19 protein-coding genes are annotated in these 21961 nt (G+C 47.7%); 10 read left to right on the top strand and 9 right to left on the bottom strand.

Annotation, left to right across the window (positions count from 1 at the left end; translation table 11 throughout):
* Positions 1–46: 46 nt before the first annotated feature.
* From GK108_RS29030 to GK108_RS29015, 4 genes are all read right to left on the bottom strand, one after another.
* A complete protein-coding gene (locus GK108_RS29030; protein WP_163955101.1) occupies positions 47–1189 on the bottom strand; it encodes an esterase in 1143 nt (380 codons plus the stop codon).
* 206 nt (positions 1190–1395) lie between these two features.
* Positions 1396–1983 (bottom strand): YceI family protein, encoded by a 588-nt coding sequence (locus GK108_RS29025; protein WP_163955100.1) that lies wholly within the window; start codon positions 1981–1983, stop codon positions 1396–1398.
* A gap of 247 nt (positions 1984–2230) precedes the next feature.
* A complete protein-coding gene (idi, locus tag GK108_RS29020) occupies positions 2231–2767 on the bottom strand; it encodes an isopentenyl-diphosphate Delta-isomerase (protein WP_163955099.1) in 537 nt (178 codons plus the stop codon).
* Between the two features lie 187 nt (positions 2768–2954).
* Complete coding sequence (locus GK108_RS29015; RefSeq protein WP_163955098.1) at positions 2955–3884, bottom strand: EamA family transporter; 930 nt, start codon at positions 3882–3884, stop codon at positions 2955–2957.
* A 246-nt stretch (positions 3885–4130) separates the two neighbouring features.
* On the opposite strand from GK108_RS29015, the gene GK108_RS29010 reads away from it, so the two are divergent.
* Positions 4131–4682, top strand: a complete 552-nt coding sequence (locus tag GK108_RS29010) for a cupin domain-containing protein (protein ID WP_163955097.1) — start codon at positions 4131–4133, stop codon at positions 4680–4682.
* Positions 4683–4730: 48 nt separating this feature from the next.
* Here GK108_RS29010 and GK108_RS29005 read toward each other — a convergent pair whose 3' ends face one another.
* Positions 4731–5540: a LytR/AlgR family response regulator transcription factor gene (locus tag GK108_RS29005; protein ID WP_163955096.1), complete on the bottom strand. Its 810-nt coding sequence runs from the start codon at positions 5538–5540 to the stop codon at positions 4731–4733.
* 197 nt (positions 5541–5737) lie between these two features.
* Positions 5738–7081: a histidine kinase gene (locus tag GK108_RS29000; RefSeq protein ID WP_163955095.1), complete on the bottom strand. Its 1344-nt coding sequence runs from the start codon at positions 7079–7081 to the stop codon at positions 5738–5740.
* 477 nt (positions 7082–7558) lie between these two features.
* Here GK108_RS29000 and GK108_RS28995 point away from each other — a divergent pair, with 477 nt between their 5' ends.
* From GK108_RS28995 to GK108_RS28980, 4 genes are all read left to right on the top strand, one after another.
* The gene (locus GK108_RS28995) at positions 7559–8371 is read left to right on the top strand and encodes a methyltransferase domain-containing protein (RefSeq protein WP_163955094.1); all 813 of its coding nucleotides are present in this window, start codon (positions 7559–7561) and stop codon (positions 8369–8371) included.
* 232 nt (positions 8372–8603) lie between these two features.
* Positions 8604–8864, top strand: coding sequence for a hypothetical protein (locus GK108_RS28990; RefSeq protein ID WP_163955093.1), 261 nt, complete (start codon positions 8604–8606; stop codon positions 8862–8864).
* Positions 8865–8913: 49 nt separating this feature from the next.
* Positions 8914–9363: an Hsp20/alpha crystallin family protein gene (locus tag GK108_RS28985; RefSeq protein ID WP_163955092.1), complete on the top strand. Its 450-nt coding sequence runs from the start codon at positions 8914–8916 to the stop codon at positions 9361–9363.
* 387 nt (positions 9364–9750) lie between these two features.
* Complete coding sequence (locus tag GK108_RS28980) at positions 9751–10014, top strand: hypothetical protein (RefSeq protein WP_163955091.1); 264 nt, start codon at positions 9751–9753, stop codon at positions 10012–10014.
* Between the two features lie 74 nt (positions 10015–10088).
* Here GK108_RS28980 and GK108_RS28975 read toward each other — a convergent pair whose 3' ends face one another.
* Positions 10089–10892, bottom strand: a complete 804-nt coding sequence (locus GK108_RS28975; protein WP_163955090.1) for a helix-turn-helix domain-containing protein — start codon at positions 10890–10892, stop codon at positions 10089–10091.
* 183 nt (positions 10893–11075) lie between these two features.
* Here GK108_RS28975 and GK108_RS28970 point away from each other — a divergent pair, with 183 nt between their 5' ends.
* From GK108_RS28970 to GK108_RS28950, 5 genes are all read left to right on the top strand, one after another.
* The gene (locus tag GK108_RS28970) at positions 11076–11414 is read left to right on the top strand and encodes a PadR family transcriptional regulator (RefSeq protein ID WP_163955089.1); all 339 of its coding nucleotides are present in this window, start codon (positions 11076–11078) and stop codon (positions 11412–11414) included.
* A gap of 2 nt (positions 11415–11416) precedes the next feature.
* Positions 11417–14062 carry an ABC transporter permease gene (locus tag GK108_RS28965; protein ID WP_163955088.1) on the top strand — a complete coding sequence of 882 codons (2646 nt, stop codon included), beginning with the start codon at positions 11417–11419 and terminating at the stop codon, positions 14060–14062.
* Between the two features lie 44 nt (positions 14063–14106).
* Complete coding sequence (locus GK108_RS28960) at positions 14107–16725, top strand: ABC transporter permease (RefSeq protein WP_163955087.1); 2619 nt, start codon at positions 14107–14109, stop codon at positions 16723–16725.
* 106 nt (positions 16726–16831) lie between these two features.
* Positions 16832–18292 (top strand): serine hydrolase, encoded by a 1461-nt coding sequence (locus GK108_RS28955; protein ID WP_163955086.1) that lies wholly within the window; start codon positions 16832–16834, stop codon positions 18290–18292.
* Positions 18293–18385: 93 nt separating this feature from the next.
* Positions 18386–19624, top strand: coding sequence for an exo-beta-N-acetylmuramidase NamZ family protein (locus GK108_RS28950; protein ID WP_163955085.1), 1239 nt, complete (start codon positions 18386–18388; stop codon positions 19622–19624).
* Between the two features lie 121 nt (positions 19625–19745).
* On the opposite strand, the gene GK108_RS28945 is transcribed toward GK108_RS28950, so the two are convergent.
* Both GK108_RS28945 and GK108_RS28940 read right to left on the bottom strand, forming a co-directional pair.
* The gene (locus GK108_RS28945; protein WP_163955084.1) at positions 19746–20744 is read right to left on the bottom strand and encodes an aldo/keto reductase; all 999 of its coding nucleotides are present in this window, start codon (positions 20742–20744) and stop codon (positions 19746–19748) included.
* Positions 20745–20861: 117 nt separating this feature from the next.
* Entirely contained in the window at positions 20862–21893 is a 1032-nt protein-coding gene (locus GK108_RS28940; protein ID WP_163955083.1) for a cupin domain-containing protein, read from the bottom strand.
* Positions 21894–21961 lie beyond the last annotated feature (68 nt).

Below are 21961 nucleotides of genomic sequence, written 5' to 3'. Positions count from 1 at the left end.
ATTTAACGGTAAAAAACCCACCCTCCAAAAAGTACAAACAGTGGCTCTATTGGAATAGTAACGGCGCATATTCGTGGAGATACTGCCGCCAGTTGACCCAGGTATGGCCGCCATCCGTTTCTTTATATTGGTACTTGATCTTGTGTTTGTCGAGGAGGGCAATGGTTTTTTTATTAGCATCCATCACAAAATCATCCTTGCCAATTTCAATCCAGAATACCTTTTTGTTTTTATTGAACGAGGGGTCTTGTAGCGCTTTGGCGTATTTAGTGTCGGCTTCGTCGATCGTGTTGCCGAAGAAGCCAGAACTGAATACACCCACGTAATTGAATAATTCGGGATGGCTTAACGTAACGTCAAGGGTTTGGAAGCCGCCCATCGACAGACCCGCAATGGCTCTGTTTTCGCGATTCGTCAGCGTACGATACGTTTTTTCGACGGTGGGCATTACGTCTTTCAGGAGTTCATTGGAGAAACGGGTTCGCATGTCAGACATGACCTGATTCATATTGCTGCCTGGGGTCAGATTCATGGGCATACTTCCATTAGGCATCACGACAATCATGGGTTTTGCTTTGTTGGCCGCTAATAGATTGTCGAGGATGAACCCGGCCCGACCAATTGAGTTCCAGCCTGAATCGTCGTCGCCAGCACCGTGGAGCAGGTAAAAAACCGGGTATTTCGTCGTTCCTTTCTCGTAGCCAGGCGGTGTGTATACGTGCATTCGACGCATCATACCTAGCGATTGGGACTGATACCATACTTCCCGAACCTCGCCGTGCGGAACAGTTATATTGTCTTCAAAAGCTGTTTCTGGTCCCGGAATCGTCATTACGTTCTCCAGACTACTGATGCCCTGCTTGATGATAGGATTCTTCGGGTCCATGGTGCGGACCCCATCAACGGTCAGTGTGTACGTATAATAATCGGGCTTTAGCGGATCGGTTACGACCGACCAAACTCCCTGGTCATTTTTGGTAAGGCTTAGCGGTTTGTACTGTTTTTGAAAGTCGCCCGACACAACAACTTCCGATGCTTTTGGTGCATATACACTAATAACTGCCCGTTTATCGTCCAGGATTCTGGGCGATTTAAGCGTGTCGTTGGGTGTTGGCTGACGCTGCGGCATCTGAGCTACTGCCTGATAGCTGACAAGTAGCACCAGGGCTAGTTTATGGACTGTATACATAGGGGTAAAGGATTAGAAAGTAGTATTTTTATTATGTATTTATGACGTAATGATACGCGCTTTTCGCTAATTGCTTACGGGAATGGCTTATTTTTTTATGGTCAGTGACCAGGCGATACGTAGCGTCTTAAGCATAGGTTGGTTCTATAATCAGAAGGGGCGCGGATTTCGTCCGCGCCCCTTCTAGTAGTAACGTATATCGAAGATTAGTTACTGGCTTCCTGCTTGACGAATTCGCCATTCGCTTTCACCTCTACTTCGTCGCTAACAACAGCCGTTGGAATCGTGCCAATGCCGAAGTCAGACCGTTTCACGGTCGTGCCAATTTTAAAACCTACCTTTTCTTGTTCTTTGCCACCCTGACCTTTCATTTTCACTGGTCCGACCATCGTTACGTCTAACGTAACCGGTTTGGTAACGCCGTGCATCGTAAGGTTGCCCGTAGCCGTATATTTTTTACCGTCTACTTTCTTGAACGACGTGCTTTTGAAGGTTAAGGTTGGAAATTTGGCAGCATCGAAAAAACTATCGCTTTTCAAATGGCCGTCACGACGTTCGTTGTCGGTGTTAATGCTGTTTACATCGGCTGTAAGCTCAAAAACGGCATCCGATAAATCGGGTTTAGCGGAGGTTATTTTGGCGTCGAACGTTTTAAAATTGCCGTCTACTTCTGCCAGCAGGTTGTGGGTAACGGTAAACCCAACCCGAGAGTGAGACTTGTCTACTGACCAGGTTTGCGCAAGCGCAACACCGGATGCAAAAAGGCAAACAGCAAATGTGGTAAGCGTTTTCATAAATTTGATTGGTTTATACAGGTAACTACGGATAATGGGAGCTAACGTAGGCCATACAATTTATCTGCTGGCCCATAAGCAGAACTACTTTCAGGACTACTTATTGTTCTCGTAGCGATAGACGCTCAAAAAGCTCGCTTTAAAATTGACGGTTGTAGCTGATTCTGAAAAACCAATATAGCCGAATGACCTTTTTAAGGTGTTGAACCCTGCTGTTTTGCCTCCGAATGCCTAAGTATTATTACGCTTACTTGTTGAACCGCTGTCCCTGGATTCGATCAAACAGTATCTTAAACCAGACGGTGAAGGCATCGGGTGATTCGGCGATCTCTTCGGCCAGCGCATCCGGCGAAACCCAGCGTACGGCGCTCACTTCTGCTGGATTGAAGGGGATCTGGCCTTGATAGTAGCCCGTAAATACATGATCAATTTCGTGCTCCGTTAAGCCGTTGGGCAGTTCAGCATGGTATCGAAAGCTGAACAAAGGGTTTAGCTCCGTACGAAAGCCCATTTCTTCGTACAGACGTTGCTGGGCCTGAGTAGCAGTATTGTCGGGTTGGTGTGGATGGCCACAGCAGCTATTGGACCATAAACCGCCTGAGTGATATTTTTCAGTAGCGCGTTGTTGCAGCAAATAGTCGCCCTGATTATTAAAAATTAAGACAGAAAAGGCTCGGTGCAGCGCCCCGGTTTCATGGGCTGGTAATTTTTCGGCCGTACCAATCACGCTGTCCTGTTCATCAACAAGAAGCAGATTAAGAGACGTATTTATTGTGTCTGTCATACGTGAGTGTGTCTGTATTTGATGGGGTTTGGTGTAGTGATTTAACAGTACCGGTTGCCTATTGAACGACAGAAAAAGACTTGTATTTCCTGATAGGTAGCCAAAACGAATTAACCGGAAAATATACGAAGCGCTTTTCGGAATTAATTTATTATCGCAAAATACTTATGTAGTTGGAGCAAACGTACTAGTGCGACGAGGGGCGGTTAACGATCAATACGCCGATCAGGATAATGGCCAGGGATACAATCTGGCGACCAGTAACGGGCTCATGCGCCAGGGCCCAGCCCAGCAGGACCGCCACGACTGGATTCACATAGGCATACGTACCAACAACGGCCGGGGGACGGACCTGCAGGAGCCATAAATAGGCCAGGTACGTCATAACTGACCCAAACACAATCATATAAGCGAGTGCCGTCCAGGATCGAATGGTGATGGCATCGAATCTGAAGCCCTGCCACTCGCCTAAGCCGATACTGACAATCGCACAGAACAAACTGGCTGCCAGTAGCTGAATGGCTGCATTCAGAATGGTTGAGCCGGAGGCTGGTCGATAGCGCGAATAAAGCGAACCTAAGGCCCAGGAGATGGTTCCGGTGAGAATAACGGCAATACTAGGCCAGTACATGGCTGCTTTGGCACCCGATGCAAACACGGCTGGATCTTCGCTGAATAGTAACAGAATGCCACCGAATCCGAGCAGGATTCCGGCCAGGCGTAGCTTGGCCGTTCGATACGCCGACCATTGTGGCCTGTCCAGTACGATAAACCAAAGAGGAAGCGTTGTCACCAGAATCGCGGCAAGGCCAGTTGGTAAGTACTGTTCCGCCCAGATCACGGAACCCGTTCCGCCACCAAGCATGAGGCTTCCGGCCAGCGCATTACGGGGAAGAACTGACCCTAAATTCAATCGTTCTCCTCTAATGATACACCAGCTCGCTAATAAGGCTCCGGCAACGAGAAACCGCATTGAGGCCATCAGGAAAGGAGGAATACTCTCCAGACCAATCAGAGCGGCTAAGTACGTTGAGCCCCAGATTAAATAAATGGCGGCAAAGGCCAGCGTTACAGTCCAGGTGCTTGATAGAGAGGTTGTTCGAGTTTGTGCAGTCATTCTTCGGTACCAACATCGGGCTCTATTGATAACGTTCACAAATGGAGAGATTTTCGGCTACGTTACGTCGATCAGTTTCTTGTATTCGTCTGCCAATACTGCCAGTTCAGCCGTTACTTCTGAGCATTCAGATACTATCCGATTGATAACCCGCTACTTCCTTACCAGCTTTGACGTAGTGACGATAATACGATCGATCGTCTTACTGCTCCAAAACGAAGTTTTACCGGCGCACTACGTACTAAAATGGCCTTTAAGAATAAACTCATCCGTAATAACGTAACCGGGCAGGAGATCCGGTTTTTGCAGACAGCTATTGATACAGCGGGGCAGCTTCTCGAAATGGAATCAACGTTTCAGCCGTATTCTAAAGAACCCGCCGTGCACTATCACCCGCATCAGGCCGAAGATTTTGACGTGCTTGCGGGTGAGCTGACTGTACGGATACATGGTCAACAAAACGTATTGAAGGCGGGCGATACGCTTCACATTCCCAGAAATGTGGTGCATGCCATGTGGAATGCGTCTGGTGATAAAACGGTAGTCAACTGGCAGGTTCGGCCAGCAATGAACACCGAACATCTGCTGGAAACAGCCAGTGGGTTGGCCAGCGACGGCAAGGTGAACAAAAATGGAATGCCACCGGTGCTGCAAACGGCACTAATGGTCAATCGGTTCTCGAACGTTTTCAGAATAGCTAAGCCGCCTTTTATTGTTCAGCGGATTCTGTTTACGATCCTGACGCCCTTTGCTTATCTGGCTGGCTATAGATCTACGTATAAGCAATACCTCGACTAGTCAGAGCAAAACTGGTTTTCTGGTACGATAAAGTACTGGTATTGCCAGTTATTTACCCATCCATTTCTTGAAATCGGTAGCTCGTTCGCGACTAACCAGTACGTCGTCGTTTACGGCTGGTTTGAGTACTAGCTTCAGTTTGTTATTGAAATAAGGGTGAATCTGCTGGACCGTATTGATTTGGATAATATACTGCCGGTTAACACGGAAAAACTGAGCTGGATCAAGCATTCTTTCCAACTCATCCAGTGTATAATCCAGCGAAAACTTTTGGTTGCTATGCGTTTGAAACAGACTCGAACCTTCTTCCGAATAAAAATAAGCAATGTCGTTAACCTCAACCGGTACCCATTGCTGACGATGTTTGACCAGAAAACGTCGTCGATGGTCGGTGGGCTGAATTTGCTGACGTAGTTGCTGAACCAGCGCATCGATGTCCATGATCCCTATGTCGCTTAGTTTGGGCTCTGCTACGTCGCCAGTATGGCCTACGGTACGTCTATACTTGGTCAGGCTAGCTTCCAGTTCGTGTCGTTTGATGGGTTTCAATAAATAATCGATACTATTGACCTTGAACGCCCGTAGCGCATATTCGTCGTAAGAGGTCGTGAAAATAACTGGTGCCCGAACGGTTGTTTGCTCAAATATTTCAAAGCTTTGCCCATCGGCCAGCTCAATATCCATCAAAATCAGATCGGGCGCGTTTGGTTTTCCGGGCGTATGTTCGTTGAGCCATTCTACTGACGAGCGTACGCTGGCGGCCGTGCCAACAATCTGAATAGTTGGGTCTACATCCAGCAGAAGCCTGGACAGTTTACGAACCGCCAGTTCTTCATCTTCGACTAAAAAAACATTCATAACGCGCACTTGAGGTTATTCTGGAAAGAGTCTATTGCAAAATGATAATACAACCGCTAGTTATCCAAAATTTAATTCACTGAATTGGTTGAAGTTACGGATGAAACGCGTAGTTATTCGGTTTGAAAACGGCTTCCGGCAGGTATCAATAACAAAAGCAGGCGATACGTTAGTTGGTTTTCCGTGTCGATAAAACCTCAGGCGGGGGGAGCCAACTGGATAACCACTTCGAACGATTCGGTAGTTTCGGTGATTTGAATCGGTGGCAGATTGAGTAAGCGATATTTTTCTGAAATGTTCAGCAGACCTTTTTGGGTAGATGGATGACGAGGTCCTACTTTGGGCTGAATATTGTTCCAGACACAGAGCGATGTTTGGCCTTCCGTTCTAACATGGATCGTAAGGGGCCGATCGGTGGAAACAACATTATGCTTAACCGCATTTTCGACCAGGAGTTGCAGGGTTAATGGGGGTAATAAATACGGATAATGCGTCTGCGGAATCGTTACTTCTAATTGTATACCCTGTCCGTAGCGAGTCCGAAGCATGTGATAATAAGAGTAAATAAACCTCATTTCGACATCTAACGTAGTGAGTTCTCGGTCATTGGCCTGGAGCAAGTATCGGTACACGTTCGACATTTCATCCACAAAGCGTTCGGCGCGTTCGGGCTCTTCGGCAATCAACGACGAAAGCGTGTTGAGGCTATTGAACAGAAAATGCGGACTGATCTGACTTTGCAGAGCCCGCATCTGCATGTCTGTCATTTCCTGCTTCAATTGTTGAACCGCCAATTCCGACTCTGCCAGTTCGCGCAGTCGCTGTTCGCGCTCATGGGCAAGCTCTTTGTCGACCAGGGCTTTACGTATCGATTCGCGCCGATGCCGATAGGCGAGTCCCAGCGAAAAAAAGATCAGTTCGAGAAAAATGCCAAGGTGCAGATACGTTAATGGTGCTCTGAAAAACGAGATGCTTTCGTTACTGGTGTAGTCGAGGTAGAATAAACTGAGCAGCAGGGCCGTAACGGCTCCCAAAATAAGCAGTAGTGATCCGGTGATGAATAACCGTGAAACCGTACTCCGGTGCTTATAAACCTGAATCACTACGTAGAGAGAGAAAATCGCCAGGGTGATCCGGACTATGGTATGAACGATTTCGTGAATCGGTTCGGCCCACAGATTGGTTGCAAAGCAAAAAATAGTTTCAACGAACAGGTATCCCAACAAGCCACCCTGAACGTAACGAAACAAACGGACTAAAGCCGGCTGCCGGGTTCGTAATTCCAGAAAAGCGGTCGTGAATTCGAAGTAAACAGAGTAGGCCGCCATTGGTCCCAGCGTACGGAAAAAATACCAGACAGTGTCGGGGAGATCGACGGGATTAAACGGGTTCCTGAGCAGGAAATAAACGACCCATATGGCTATGTAGGCGGTGTAAAGGGCATACACGCGTTCGCGGTACCAGGCCCATTGCACTACGTTGAATAGCAGCATGGCTGTAAGCATTCCCTGAAACAGTAAAGCCCATGTCTCGTAAGTCATTCAGCACAACCAGTAGTAACCGAACAAAAGTAGGTACAAGCGAATAAAAAACACCGCTCTTAGTCATGATACAAACGCCGAGATCCCCGAAGCGGTTAAATGGAACTATCGACCGGAATAAACAGCCGGTGAAGCGGTGAGCAACCACAAAAAATATCGGACAACCATAGGTTGCCCGATATCTGTGTACTACTCCTGATCCCTGTATGCTTATGTGTTCGCAGCCTATAGCTGATTGTTGTCTGTTGTTTACTGACTAAACCCGATAACCTGTTCGGTTGGTTTGACATATCAAAAATGGGTGATTCGCAGCGCGGACCCAATTGGTGGATGGATGAATTGGTATTTGTGGTGGTTGAATCAGCATAATCGAGACATCAGAAGTGGTGCACATAACCGTTTATTTCGGTCGAAAGCCATACTTGGTTTTGGGTAGCCAGTCAGAATTACGTATTTGCTGCCCAATTTTATAGACGAATGGCCGATCAAACTGCTACTGAACGGGCTGAAATGCCTGCTGCTCCTAATCCTGTTATTGAGCGAAGAACTGTTGATAATGCGAACAGAAATTTGCTGAAGTTTCTACGTCCGGGCCTGTCTGTGCTGGATGTAGGCTGTGGGTCGGGGGCTATAACCCGGAGTATTGCCGAAAAAATCGGTAAAAGTGGCCGGGTGTTGGGCATTGACCCAAATGCTACGTTGATCGAGCAGGCCCGGCAGCATATAGGCGATTTAGCCTGGCTTGATTTTCAGCAGGGCGACGCCTATACGTTCACTACCGACGAGCGCTTCGACCTGGTGACCTGTGCACGGACGTTGCAATGGCTGGCCGATCCCGAAGCCGCATTGGTTACAATGAAGCGATTGGTTAAACCCGGTGGTTATCTATCAATTCTGGATTACAATCATGAGAAAATTAGTTGGGAGCCGGCGCCACCAGCGTCGATGCAGCGATTCTATAATGCTTTTCTGCAATGGCGACAGGATGCCGGTTTTGATAATGCCATTGCGGATCATGTGGGCGATATCATGAAACGTATCGGCTTTACCACTATTCAGGTTGAGAATCAGTTTGAGATTGTACACCGGGCCGACGTAACGTTTGCAACCAGCAGTCGGTTATGGTCGGAGGTGGCAGAACTACGCGGTCCGCAGTTGGTACAGTCAGGTTATATCACCGAGTCAGAGCGATTACAGGCCATCGCAGACTATGACAATTGGATCGAAACGGCGGGTGAATCCATGACGGTTTATCTGCTAGCCGTAGAAGCCCAGCAACCCATAATATAATATGTTCTGTTACGTTATCAGGTCTGTCTGATTTTTTTTTCTGTGTTTTTTTTGTCTGATAATCAGTTTGTTGTCTGGGTTATCAAAAAAAAGTTAGTCCGGTTTAAAATATAAAGCTCTTTTGTTGCGACTCTCCTTTTGTAGCAGCGATGGTGAGCCTGAAAGAAGCGTACGATTTTTTCTCCAGCTCAACGCTCTAGCTGCTCGCTAGACCATTAAATGAACTAACGACATGCATATTTGGAGAATCGCCGGGGTCGCCCTGGCAGCCGGGTTGGCCTTATTTCTGGTAACCCTTCTATTAAAATTAATATTGGTAGCCGCAGTGGCCTTTATGTTGATACGGGTAATTGGCTGGCAGTTGGTCCGTCGGTTTTCGGGCAATCTGGGCCGTGGCAGATGGCAACCGAATCATGCTATCGCCATTGACAACCCAACGTATCGGGTACCGATGAGTATGAAAGGATATACCCGCGTGGTACCGATCAGCTAAGCCGAATAAGTAGAAACGAAAACAGTAAACAAAACATAAAAACACAGTCATGTATTACAATCAGGGATTTCAATCAGAACATAATCATAATTGCGGACCAATGGGTCGGGGCCGTTTTGGTCGCGGTAAATTTGCAAACTTCTGGCGTCGGCAGGCTGGTGGATTTGGACAGCCGCCAGTCAATATTCAGGAAACTGACGACAGCTTTGTGATCTCGTTATTTGCCGCCGGACTCGTTAAAGAGAACGTAACGTTAACCGTTAAAGACGACGTATTGACGATTGCCTATCCGGGCGATGAAAAATCGGCAGACTCGGCTGGCCAAAGCCAGTACACGTATCAGGAACATAGCCTTAGTGCGTTCGAACGTCCATTCCAATTGAACGGCAAAGTGCTGGTCGACGCCATCGTGGCAAGCTATACCGACGGCATTCTGAAAGTTACGCTGCCTAAAAACCCAGAAACAAACAAGCCCGCTCAGACTGTAACGGTTGCGTAAACGGATTGTAGGTTCTGCTACGTTCAGCGATGAACGCGTATATAGCAAAAACCTTCCGAATAGGAGAGGAGAACGTATGTTGCCGTTCCCTTCTCCTAATCGGAAGGTTTTTCGACATTTAGAGGGCCTTGACTGGTCAGTGTTAAATCTGTGATTTAGCAATTATATAACTCTCCATTCACAGGACAACCCTATGACTGAGCAGGCTAGAAGGCTGATGGAATTTCCTTCTACGCCCGTCATAATTTTTGGTACAATCAGCTTGTGTTACCTTTCTTTAAAGCGTTCGTCTATTGCTCCAAATAGATTTAATTGATTAAGATTATGCAAGCTTCTATAGGCATAGACCACGCCATAAAACCATCCGTAAATTGCGTACAGTTAATTTTGCCTTCTCGTCAAATGAATGCCGAATTAGTCGACGAGAGTGATCAGATCTACACAGCCTTTAGGGATGGGCCTCTAACCCCGGAATCTGAACTCCTGGACGAGGGCAGCGATTCCGCTGCTTCTCCTGGCGATGACGATTATGCCGCACCGTTCTATGCTACCAGCCTTCTAAGTCTGATCCAATATTACCAAGTGGTAACCTTTGTGCTCCATAAGGAGTTGACTAATAAGGATGAATCAAGTTATCTTGATCTGCAATAGGGATTCGACCTCAATACATTTTAGGAAACCAGTAAGTACTTCAACAGTAATGTGCCCCAGATAAAAGCCAGCGATTAAAAACAAAATAAAACCTGTTCATTGCCAATCAACTGGCTGGGTGTCAATCCCGAATAAGTTCGACAGGCGCGTATAAAATGTGCCTGATCGTAGTATCCACTTTCGTAAGCTATTTCGGTCAACGTAAACGATGGATACTTTTTCAGATTGACAAGGCTGTTGGTAAACGTAGTGATCCGGGCAAATTCTTTGGGTGATAGGCCAATGTACTGATTAAAACGGCGCGCCAGCTGCCGATTGCTAATACCCACCTGATTGGCCAATTCATCCAGCAAAAGCATCCCGTTCGTCTCTTGCATTCGTCGTAGGCAGAAGTCAACAGATGCATCGAAGGCAACTGATTTATACAGTTGCTGAATAAGATACTGCTGAACTAGAGAAATTCGCTCCTGCATCGTAGCGGCCTTGTCGACACATTCCTGCATATCGTCGGCACGGGCACCCCATAAGTCGCGGAGATTGATTACCTGATTGCTGATGTCGTGCATCGACACCGGAAAGAATTGATACGCCTGACCACTCGCAAAACACACCGATACGAACGATACGTTGTCCTGTGTAGACACATCCATAAAACTGTTCATCCGGGACGTAACGAAACTCCGGCTGAGACTAGGCGTATTACCGTCCGGGATCGCTATTTGCTGGGGGGGACAGAGGTTGATGAACAGCTCTACGCACGTATCGGGCAATACCCGTAGCTGATTCGGGACGATGATCGGTGAACGATTGTCTACCGAGCAGATCACCTTGATGAATGGCCGTAATATCGGATCAATAGCGTAGAGTTGGTACTCCATTTCCAAAGATACTTATTTTCAACGTGCGTGGATTCATTGTCCGTTTTGCGGACATAACTTGTCCAGAATCGGACAGACAACGATTGACCGACGTAGCAGTATTGGCTTAAATTGCTCAGAAAGGGCTTGTTTTTATATTGGCATTTGATTTGTTCGGCATTATCGTATCAAATGCCTGGTAGTATGAAAAGAGCCTTTTTGGGAGAGTTTGAAGAAGTGGTTTTGCTGACAGTAGCCATTCTGGACGAAGACGCATACGGAGTGAGCGTTACTCAGGAAATCGAACAGAAAACCGGCCGATCTGTCGGTTTCAGTACGGTTCACACCACCCTGCAACGGCTGGAGGACAAAGGGTTTCTATCGTCGCGAATGGGTGGAGCCACAGCCGAGCGAGGAGGCCGCCGGAAACGATTTTTCAACGTAACGGCGGCTGGTAGGAAAGCATTGCAGGAGGTAAAGCAGATCCGAGAAACCCTCTGGAGCGCCTTACCACCACAAACCTTGCAACTCATAGGAGGGTGACGATGAAACCACCTCGCTTTGCTACCTGGTTACTGGCAACTTTCGCGCATCCTGACCGGCGTGAAGAAGTTCAGGGCGATCTGCTGGAACTCTATACGTATTGGGTTGAAACGGTGGGCGAACGGAACGCCAACTGGAAGTACAACCTCAATGCCCTGAAGCTGCTACGTCCTCTGGCTACATCGAAAAACGTGATTCAGAATGCCGAACCTCCATTCTTTCTAAGTCCTGCTATGCTACGTAATTATCTCAAAATCGCCTGGCGTAACCTCGTCCTGCACAAAGGCTTTACGGCCATCAATGTTATTGGCCTGGCCGTTGGTCTGGTAACCTGTCTGCTCATTATACTCTTTGTTCTGGATGAGCTTAGCTACGACCGTTATTACGCCAATGCCGACCGAATCTACCGGATGACCATCTATGGGCGAATGGATAAAAAAGATATTCGACTGGCCTACGCTGCCGGACCAGCAGGGCAAGCGTTGCAGCAGGAAAGTCCGGGTGTTGAGGCTGTTACTCGGCTACGTAAGGAAGGGGCTTTAATGGTAAAAAACGGCACGGATATCGTCAGGGAAGAACAGATTGCCTTTGTCGATTCAAACTTCTTCTCCGTTCTCACCATACCTTTCCTGAAAGGTCATAAGGCGCTTGCACTCATCGAGCCGAATACACTGGTGCTTACAGAAACAGTGGCCCGGAAATACTTCGGCAAGGCCGACCCTATCGGTAAAACCCTTCAGATGGGGCATTTAGGTTTGTTTCGAATAACAGGTATCTGTGCCAATGTGCCTTCGAATACGCACTTTCATTCTGATATGTTTGCCTCACTTTCTTCGGTCAAAACGGGCAAAAAATGGTTGGCAAGTGGCGCTTATACGTACATACGACTTCGGGAGGGGTATTCGATTGGGCAGGTAGAAGCCGCGGTTCCTGCACTGGTCAGGAAATACATCGCTCCGGAAATCAAGGATTTTTTCGGGACCACGTTTTCGGAATTCCAGCAAAAAGGAAATACGTTTACGTTCCATTTTCAGCCCATAACCGACATTCATCTGCATTCTGATCTGGATGATGAGCTGGAAGCGAACAGCGACATCAAATATCTTTACATTTTCTCCGCGATTGCACTGTTTATTCTGCTGTTGGCCTGTATTAACTTCATGAATCTATCAACGGCCGGATCGGTAGGACGTTCAAAAGAGGTTGGGATTCGCAAAGTGCTTGGCTCTATCCGACAGCAGTTGGTTAGTCAGTTTCTGGCGGAGTCTGTGCTGGTAACTTTTCTGGCCCTCGGGCTGGCTCTCGGACTCGTTCTACTCTTGTTACCGAGCTTTAATGAGTTGGCGGGTAAACAATTTACGTATCGCACGCTTGTTGGCGGCTGGATGCTGCCGGGAATTGGGCTAGCCTGTCTGGTGATTGGCTTACTGGCTGGAAGTTATCCTGCTTTTGTGCTGTCTTCGTTCAGGCCCATACTTGTTCTCAAAGGGACTGTACAGTCTGGCTCACGAAGCGGCTGGCTACGTAGTACGCTGGTAATTACTCAGTTTGTGGTGTCGATTAGTATGATTATCGCTACCATCGTTGCCAATCAGCAATTGCGGTTTATTCAGAACAAAAAAGTGGGCTTCGATAAAGAGCAGATATTGGTCTTGCAGGATACCCACGTATTAGGCGACAAGCTAAATGCTTTCAAAGATGAGCTGGGTAAGCTAGCTTCTGTTGTTCGGGTCTCGCGCGCGGGTTTCCTGCCCGCCGGAACGTCTAATCAGAGTGTTGACGGTGTTGTAGTGCGTAACGGTTCGGAGGTGAGTACACACCGGACAAAAAGCTACTACGTCGATGAGGACTATTTGCCCACATTGGGCATCAAGTTGGTTCAGGGACGTAACTTTTTGAAAGCTACGCCTTCTGAAAACAGCAACGTACTGATCAACGAAGCGGCTGCCCAGGCGTATGGATTCAGGAATCCTATCGGTAAACAAATCGCCATAACTGGCGATGGTACCGAAGGCAGTAAACGTACCTACACAATTGTGGGGATGGTAAATGATTTTCATTTTGAATCGATGCGCCAGCATATTGCTCCTCTGATCATGTTCTATGGCCATGATACCGGGCAATTGGCACTACGGATTCAAACAGGCGATATAGCAGGTCTGCTACGTAGCATTGAACAGCAGTGGAAGGCGCGGACTGATAACCCATTCTCGTATTCGTTCTTAAATGAGCGATTCAATACCATTTATCAGTCTGAACAGCGGATTGGCCGACTGGTCGCAATCTTCGCTGGTTTAGCCGTGATCATTGCCTGTCTGGGCTTGTTTGGGCTGGCTGCGTTGACGACTCATCAGCGCACGAAAGAAATTGGTGTTCGCAAGGTACTGGGAGCCTCTGTTGGCAGTGTAGTCGTTCTGTTATCGAAAGATTTTCTGAAGCTGGTCGGCATTGCCATTGTGATCGCATCGCCTATTTCCTGGTACGGCATGCATGAGTGGCTACAGGATTTTGCCTATAAAACAGATCTCTCCTGGTGGGTTTTTGCGCTGGCCGGATTGCTGGCTATCGGCATTGCTTTGGCCACTGTAAGCTTTCAAAGCATTAAAGCTGCACTGATGAATCCGGTGAAATCGCTACGTTCCGAATAGCGAAGAAAGCAGCAATTAAGCGACCACTTACTGTCATTTCTGTTATGGGATCAACTCCTCGAACCAAGCCACCTCGCTGGGCTAGCTGGCTGCTGAAAACCTTCGCGCATCCTGATCGGCGGGAAGAAGTGCAGGGTGATTTACTGGAGCTCTATCCATATTGGGTCGAGACTCTGGGTGAGCGTAAAGCTAACTGGAAGTACAGTCTTAATGCCCTGAAGCTGCTACGTCCTCTGGCCAAATCAGAAAACCATCAACCGTATTCAACACCGTTCTTCTTAAGCCCTGCTATGCTACGTAATTATCTCAAAATCGCCTGGCGTAACCTTGCCAAACAGAAAGCCTATTCGTTCATCAACATCACTGGATTAGCGGCTGGAATGACTGTTGCGATGTTAATCGGCTTGTGGATCCACGATGAACTGTCATTCGACCGGAAATTTAACAACTACGATCGGCTGGCGAAACTCTGGCAGTTCGTAAAATTCGATGTCGAAAAGGCATCCTACGATGTGATGCCGATTCCGCTGGCGGATGAGCTGCGCACTAGATACGCTGATTTCGAGTCGGTTGGTTTGTCGGTGACACGTAGTGTGATTCTGGCGTCTGGCGAGCAAAAACTGATGAAAACGGGCAATTACGTCGAGCCTGACTTTATCAAGATGTTGTCGCTGAACATCATGTCGGGTGCACCGTTTGGGGCCAACGATGTCAATTCGATTCTGTTATCTGAATCACTCGCCGATGCGATGTTTGGCTCCGAAAACACGCTCAATAAGCTCATCCGGCTGGACAATAAGCAGACGGTGAAGGTGGTGGGGGTCTACGAAGATTTTCCGGTCAATACTACGTTCAGTGACGTAACATTTCTGGTGCCCTGGAAATTCTTTGCCGCTAACGATGACGGTGCCAAACGCGACCGAAACGAATGGGATTCCAATTCATACCAGATTTTCGCCCAACTCAAACCGGGTGCCGATTTCGATCAGGTATCGGCTAAAATCAAGGATATTCGAATGAAGCGGGATAATCCGCCGGGTTATAAACCCGAATTTTTCCTGCATCCGATGACTAAATGGCACCTCTATGCTGATTTTAAAGATGGTGTTAACACCGGCGGTATGATCACGTTTGTCTGGTTGTTTGGTATCATTGGTATAATTGTTCTGCTGCTGGCGTGTATCAACTTCATGAATCTGAGTACGGCACGTAGTGAAAAGCGGTCCAAAGAGGTTGGTATTCGGAAGGCAGTTGGTTCGGTACGTAGCCAGCTGATCGGTCAGTTTTTTTGCGAATCGCTGCTAATGGTACTGCTGGCATTTCTTTTTTCCATTCTGTTGGTACAACTTGTTCTGCCATTTTTTAATCAGATAGCCGAAAAGAAAATTGACATTCTGTGGTCAAATCCCTGGTTCTGGATGGCGGGGCTGGGTTTTAGCTTACTGACTGGATTCATTGCGGGGAGCTATCCTGCTTTCTATCTGTCTTCGTTCCAACCGGTGAAAGTGTTGAAAGGAACCTTTCGGGCCAGCCGTTTTGCCGCTGTTCCGAGAAGGGTTCTGGTTGGTTTTCAGTTTACGGTTTCGGTCACGCTCATTATTAGCACCGTTATCGTATTCCGGCAAATTAAACACGCCAAAGAACGTCCGGTGGGGTATAGTCGTAGTGGCTTGATTGAAATAGGAATGAACGCACCTGAACTGTACGGGCATTACACCGCCCTGCGTACGGATTTGCTCAATACTGGAGCCGTGGCCGGGATGTCTGAATCATCGAATTCAATAACCGAACAGGCTGGTGGGACAACCGATATTTCATGGAAGCGTAAACAGCCCGGCAGTAAGCCATTGGTAATGTCGAATTACATCACGCACGACTACGGCAAAACCATTGGCTGGCAGGTAAAAGAAGGGCGGGATTTTTCACGGGATTTTACGACGGATAGTTCGTCGATGATTTTAAACGAAGCCGCCGTAAAGCTAATGGGTTTCAATCAGCCGATTGGCGAAATCGTTCGACAGAGTGGTCGCCCATACAAGGTTATTGGTGTTATCAAGGACATGGTGAAAGAAGATCCGTTTAAACCCGTAAATCCTTCCTTTTTTGCCGTTAACTACCGGAACGTTAATACGATTAATCTACGCCTTTCCCCGCAGCTATCTACTCAGGAAGCCCTGGCGAAAGTAGAACTCGTTTTCAAAAGCTATAGCCCCGATTCGCCGTTTAGTTACAAATTTGTGGATGATCAGTACGCCAGAAAGTTTGGCACTGAAGAGCGGATTGGCCGTTTGGCAGGTGGATTTACCAGCTTAGCCATTCTAATCAGTTGTCTGGGGTTGTTTGGCCTGGCGTCCTTTATGGCTGAGCAACGTATGAAAGAAATTGGCATTCGGAAAGCATTGGGCGCATCGGTTTTCAACGTATGGAAACTGTTGTCTGCGGAGTTTGTCATTATGGTTGTGATTGCCTTCTGTATTGCTGCGCCTATTACGTACTACGTATTATCAGACTGGCTTCGTAATTACCAATATCGTACCGAACTGTCGTGGTGGATCTTTGCCGCTTCGGGCATAGGTGCGCTAGTTGTTACGTTACTGACCGTCAGCTTTCAAAGCCTTAAAGCTGCACTGATGAACCCGGTGAAATCGCTACGTTCCGAATAAATGGCTGATATGGCTGGGCAGTAATCGGCTTGTTTGGTAAAGTTATTGCTGAAGTCTGTAACCTTTTTCTAAAGCGGGAGTTTGTGGCCGAAAGATTTTCGTTCTCATGACACGCTACCGGGCTGTTATCGTATCAGTATGTGTTTTAGTCAGTTTTATTGCCAATGGTCAAGTTTCGCAGTTGCAGGCGGCTCAGATAGATTCGCTGATTAGGCGAGAAATGCGAGAGCGACGTATTCCCGGACTTCAGGTAGCGGTTGTTCAGCACGGACAAACTGTATTGCTGAAATCGTACGGGGTCGCCAATGTTCAGCATGCCGTTCCCGTAACAAACCAGACTGTTTTTTCGATCAATTCCTGCACAAAAGCGTTTACGGGAGTGGCTATTATGCAATTGGTTGAAGAAGGAAAAGTAGACCTGGAAGCTCCCGTTTCCCGCTATGTAGAAAACCTGCCCGTTGCCTGGCAGCCGGTAAAAGTTCGGCAATTATTAACTCACGTATCGGGTCTTCCCGATATTTTGCGGAAGGTGCTCGATCCAAAGTCTGGAGGTTATGTGGGGCGGGATAATGAAGAATCGGCCTGGGCCAAGGTGATGGCTTTGCCCATGGAATTTCCCATCGGTGAACAGTTCAGTTATAACCAGACAAATTACGTGTTGCTGGGGAAGATCATTGATCGATTTCGAGAGAAGCCATTTGTTCAGGTGTTTGATGAGCGTCAGTTTAGGGTGGCGAACTTATCCGCAACGAGTTTTGGCGATTCGCGGGATGTTGTGCCGAACATGGTTCAGATCTATCGCTACGTCAATCAAATTGACGGCAAGCCTGTCGGCGATAATAAACTGACGAATGCCTATGAGGAGTTTCCAGCTTTTAAGCGGACATCGTCGGGTCTGAACAGTACGGCCGATGATATTGCCCGCTGGCTTATTGCTCTGCAACAAGGTAAACTGCTCAAAACGAAGGCTGCTCTGGCGAAACTCTGGACGGCCGGAACCTACAACAACGGGCAGCCAACGCAATGGGCGCTGGGGTGGATGACAAAGCCTCGCCCAAACCATGCGGCTGTTATTGCCACGGGTGGTGGCCGGTCCGCTTTTTTCGTGTACCCCAACGATGATCTGTCGATTGTGGTACTGACGAATCTGGCAGGGGCATTCCCGGAAGAATTTATTGATGAGCTGGCCGGATACGTTAGCCCGGCGATACCGGCGGCTGATCCGATTACGACACTCCATATGCAATTACGGCAGCGAGGGTTTGAGCAATCTATTGAGGTTTTTAAAGACATAAAACAGAAAGACCCAACGTTCCAGGCATCGGAAGATGATCTGAACGATTGGGCCTATCGGATGATGAGCCGCGGACAACTGAACGAAGCGCTAGGGGTCTTTAAACTGAATGTCTATCTTTTTCCGAAAAGCTGGAATGTGTATGACAGCTATGGGGAAGTGTTGTTTCGGAGTGGCCGGAAAGACGATGCTATTGCCATGTACAAAAAATCGCTTGAACTCAATCCGAACAATAAAGGTGGCAAGGCGATGCTGGAGCAATTATCTAAATAAGGGAGGGTCGAAAGCGTCGTCTTGTCCGGGATGATTTGTATGGGCAAACTTTTCTCCGCAATTTGCTGACTTTCGCTGATTAGCTGCCTGCTTATGAAAATCATTCCCCTCTTTCTACTCCCTTTGTTCGTTGGTTTTCTTTTTCCAATCAAGACTACTGAGCTAGTCCATCAACCAGCCATTACTGCTGTTCCTGATACGAAAACGATCATAACAGGAGCCGATCAAACGGCAGCCTATCTGCCATACCTGAAAGGGAAACGGATTGGAATGGTCGTTAACCAGACATCAATAATTGGTACTAAGCCGAGTGTCGACAGTCTGAAGAGTTTAGGCGTAAACATCGTTGCCATTTTTGGGCCGGAGCACGGTTTTCGGGGAAACGCCAGTAACGGAGCGAAAGTTGATGATAGCGTCGATGCCAAAACGGGTATTCCGGTTATTTCGCTGTATGGCAAAAACAAGAAACCGTCCAGGGAGCAGTTGGCCCAAATTGATCTGATGATTTTTGATATTCAGGATGTGGGCTGCCGTTTCTATACATATATCAATACGTTGAATTACATCATGGAAGCCTGTGCGGAACACGATAAGGAGTTATTAATTCTGGATCGCCCGAACCCGAATGGCTATATTGTTGACGGCCCGATTCTGAAGAAGCATTTGTATTCAGGAATTGGTATTCACCCAATTCCGATTACGCACGGAATGACCATTGGCGAGTTTGCCCAGATGATTAACGGCGAAGGCTGGGGCTTGCCAGCCAACAAAAAGTGTACGCTTCGGATTATTAAGGTCGCTAACTACAACCACGACATGGCCTATACATTGCCGGTATTGCCATCGCCCAATTTGAATACGCAGCAATCGATCATGCTGTATCCGAGCGTTTGCTGGTTTGAAGGAACCATAATCAGCCAGGGGAGAGGCACTTACATGCCGTTCACGGTGTTAGGCGCGCCTGCGCTGAAAGGTAAATATTCGTTTTCGTTTCGGCCGGTCAGTATCAAAGGCATGAGCGAAACGCCTTTGCATCAGGACAAAGACTGCTACGGGCTCGATTTACGAAAATACGATGTTAATCTGCTCCGTAAGTCGAGGAAGCTCAATCTGCAGTGGTTGATGGAGCTCTATAAAGCATACCCCGATAAGGCACGTTTTTTTGATACCAGTCAGAGCAACCAGATCGGTAATTTCGATTTTCGGAGTGGTACGGAAGATTTGAGAAAACAGATTATTGCGGGAACATCAGAGAAAGAAATCCGCCAGAGCTGGGAGCCTGGCCTGTCGGCATACAAACAGATGAGGAAGAAGTATTTGCTATACAAATAAGTTTTTTTGACAGGATTTACAGCCGGGCCGACGTTCGGATGAACAGGATTCTTTTGTAAAAATTGAATTTAAAATCCTGTTCATCCGAACGTCGGCCCGGCTGTAAATCCTGTCAAAAAAACTACTTGTTAACCAGCTTCATGGCTCCTTCGCTGTAGCGTTCGCCGGTGTTCGGATAGCGAGCCATTAACTCGTCGATTGCTTTCAGATCAGATGCTGATAGTATTACGTCTACCGCTCCGGCATTATCTTCCAGGTATTTCCGCTTCTTGGTACCCGGAATCGGGATGATATCGTCGCCCTGCGCCAAAACCCAGGCAAGTGCCAATTGAGCCGGGGTAACCTGCTTCTCCTGGGCCAGCGCAGCAAAGGCACTTGCCAGCGACTGGTTATTCTCCCAGCTTTCGCCACTATAACGCGGGAGGCTCCGACGAAAATCGTTGTCGGCCAGTTGGCTAACATCGAGTGTATTCGTAACTAATCCTCTGGCGAGTGGCGAGTAGGGGACCAGCGAAATGCCCAGTTCACGAACTGTACTCAGAATCTCGCCCTCAACATCGCGCGTTAGTAACGAATATTCGCTTTGGAGAGCCGCTATGGGGTGAACCGCATGCGCTTTGCGGATGGAAGCCGCCGACGCTTCACTTAAACCCAGATACCGAACTTTGCCTTCTTTAACCAGGTCGGCCATTGCGCCGATGGTTTCTTCGATCGGTACGTTCTGATCGACCCGATGAACGTAGTATAGATCGATGGTATCCACTTTTAGCCGTTTCAGACTCTGTTCGATGGCTATTCGCATCCAGGCTGGTGAGCCGTCGAAATACGTACCAACGGCATTGCTGGAACCCGCTCCTTCTTTGAACCGAAAACCGAACTTAGTAGCAATAAAGATCTTGTCCCGGTTAGGAACCAGTACGTTAGAAATAAGCTCCTCGTTCAGGCCATTGCCATATACATCGGCCGTATCCCAGAAATTAATACCCAGGTCAAGGGCCTTGTGTAACGTAGCAATGCTTTCCGTGTCGTCGGTAGGTCCGTAGGCAAAACTCATACCCATGCAGCCGAGCCCGATAGCTGATAACTTTTCTCCTGTTTTACCCAGATTTCTGTAGTTCATATCCTGTTGTTTTATAGGGCAAAAGTAGGGTAGTCGGTTGGTTGATAAGCTATAAAATTCACACAGGTCGTTATAAAATTCAAACAATGTGAGTTGAGGAATCAGCGCTTTTAGGAACTACTTAATGATGAATGAATCGCCTTTGGGAAATTTATCGACAATCGTTTCATCTACGCTGAAGTTGCTGGTCAAAATGTCTTTGGGGTTTCCGCTTATCCAGGCGCTGAGATCGATTGCCTGATAATGACCGCTGTTAAAACCTAATAGGACAATCAACTTTGTATCGCCCGTATTTTTGATGTAGTGCCCCGCGCCCATAGGAACATAGCCCACATCACCGGCTTCATAATCGTCTTTTACGAAATGATGCTCTGCTAAAAAGATGCCTACTTCAGCCTGTCCCTGAATAAAATACTGCCATTCATCGGCGTTAGGATGCCAGTGCATTTCCCGCAGTCCGCCGGGTTCAATTTCAAAAATACTGCCAGTAATGGTCGTCGAAATAGGAAACTCTTTCTGGGTAACCACCCGCTGGGTGCCGCCACCAGGAACAAGTTTAGGTTGCTGAGCTGATAACGGGTAACGGTGAGTAGAGGTGAGATTGACACCATTTCTCGGTAATGCAATGCCTGACCGAATGGATGGTACCTCGCTTTGGGCAAAGTACACTTCGCCTTTGGGTAGTTTATTGACTTCGTCGACACTGATGCCGAGGTTTTGTGCGGCAATAGCGGGTGGAACGCAGGAGATAAAATCGGTAATGCTGAACGTGTGGTCTTCGGAAAAGTCGCCATTATCAAAAATAAGGATGAAATGGCAGGGCTCATCGCCAACGCATTGTAATACATGGCCATAGCCGCGAGGAAAGTACCAGACATCGCCGGGGTAAAACAGATCGATAGCTGTATTCCCCTCCGGGTCGACTACTGTTGTACGCATATTGCCTTTTATAACATAAGCCCACTCGGCTGCATTGGCATGCCAGTGTAGCTCGCGCATGGCTCCTGGCTCCAGATGCATACTGACTCCCGCAATGTTTGCCGATACCGGAAACTCCTTTACCGATACTCCTCTTGTAATGCCGCCAGGGCCTAATCTGGGCGTTTGTTTTTCTAGCTGATATTTAAAAACAGACTGTTCGTTAGCCATTCTTTTGGTGGTTAGTGATTGCGAATGATGATTTTATGATACACCTATGCTGGATAAGCAAAGAACGG

Origin of the sequence: Spirosoma terrae (assembly GCF_010435915.1) — a bacterium.
GTDB classification, from domain to species: Bacteria; Bacteroidota; Bacteroidia; order Cytophagales; family Spirosomataceae; genus Spirosoma; species Spirosoma terrae.
Note: the sequence above shows the minus strand (reverse complement) of the source record. Positions and strands in the feature narration are given on the sequence as shown.

Bases quoted from the DNA above. Each gene is read 5' to 3' on its own strand.
- idi (WP_163955099.1), bottom strand. From the start codon at position 2,767: ATGACAGACACAATAAATACGTCTCTTAATCTGCTTCTTGTTGATGAA.
- GK108_RS29005 (WP_163955096.1), bottom strand. From the start codon at position 5,540: ATGAATGTTTTTTTAGTCGAAGATGAAGAACTGGCGGTTCGTAAACTG.
- GK108_RS29010 (WP_163955097.1), top strand. From the start codon at position 4,131: ATGGCCTTTAAGAATAAACTCATCCGTAATAACGTAACCGGGCAGGAG.
- GK108_RS28985 (WP_163955092.1), top strand. From the start codon at position 8,914: ATGTATTACAATCAGGGATTTCAATCAGAACATAATCATAATTGCGGA.
- GK108_RS28995 (WP_163955094.1), top strand. From the start codon at position 7,559: ATGGCCGATCAAACTGCTACTGAACGGGCTGAAATGCCTGCTGCTCCT.
- GK108_RS28945 (WP_163955084.1), bottom strand. From the start codon at position 20,744: ATGAACTACAGAAATCTGGGTAAAACAGGAGAAAAGTTATCAGCTATC.
- GK108_RS29000 (WP_163955095.1), bottom strand. From the start codon at position 7,081: ATGACTTACGAGACATGGGCTTTACTGTTTCAGGGAATGCTTACAGCC.
- GK108_RS28955 (WP_163955086.1), top strand. From the start codon at position 16,832: ATGACACGCTACCGGGCTGTTATCGTATCAGTATGTGTTTTAGTCAGT.
- GK108_RS29030 (WP_163955101.1), bottom strand. From the start codon at position 1,189: ATGTATACAGTCCATAAACTAGCCCTGGTGCTACTTGTCAGCTATCAG.
- GK108_RS29015 (WP_163955098.1), bottom strand. From the start codon at position 3,884: ATGACTGCACAAACTCGAACAACCTCTCTATCAAGCACCTGGACTGTA.
- GK108_RS28965 (WP_163955088.1), top strand. From the start codon at position 11,417: ATGAAACCACCTCGCTTTGCTACCTGGTTACTGGCAACTTTCGCGCAT.
- GK108_RS28940 (WP_163955083.1), bottom strand. From the start codon at position 21,893: ATGGCTAACGAACAGTCTGTTTTTAAATATCAGCTAGAAAAACAAACG.
- GK108_RS28970 (WP_163955089.1), top strand. From the start codon at position 11,076: ATGAAAAGAGCCTTTTTGGGAGAGTTTGAAGAAGTGGTTTTGCTGACA.
- GK108_RS28975 (WP_163955090.1), bottom strand. From the start codon at position 10,892: ATGGAGTACCAACTCTACGCTATTGATCCGATATTACGGCCATTCATC.
- GK108_RS28950 (WP_163955085.1), top strand. From the start codon at position 18,386: ATGAAAATCATTCCCCTCTTTCTACTCCCTTTGTTCGTTGGTTTTCTT.
- GK108_RS29025 (WP_163955100.1), bottom strand. From the start codon at position 1,983: ATGAAAACGCTTACCACATTTGCTGTTTGCCTTTTTGCATCCGGTGTT.
- GK108_RS28990 (WP_163955093.1), top strand. From the start codon at position 8,604: ATGCATATTTGGAGAATCGCCGGGGTCGCCCTGGCAGCCGGGTTGGCC.
- GK108_RS28960 (WP_163955087.1), top strand. From the start codon at position 14,107: ATGGGATCAACTCCTCGAACCAAGCCACCTCGCTGGGCTAGCTGGCTG.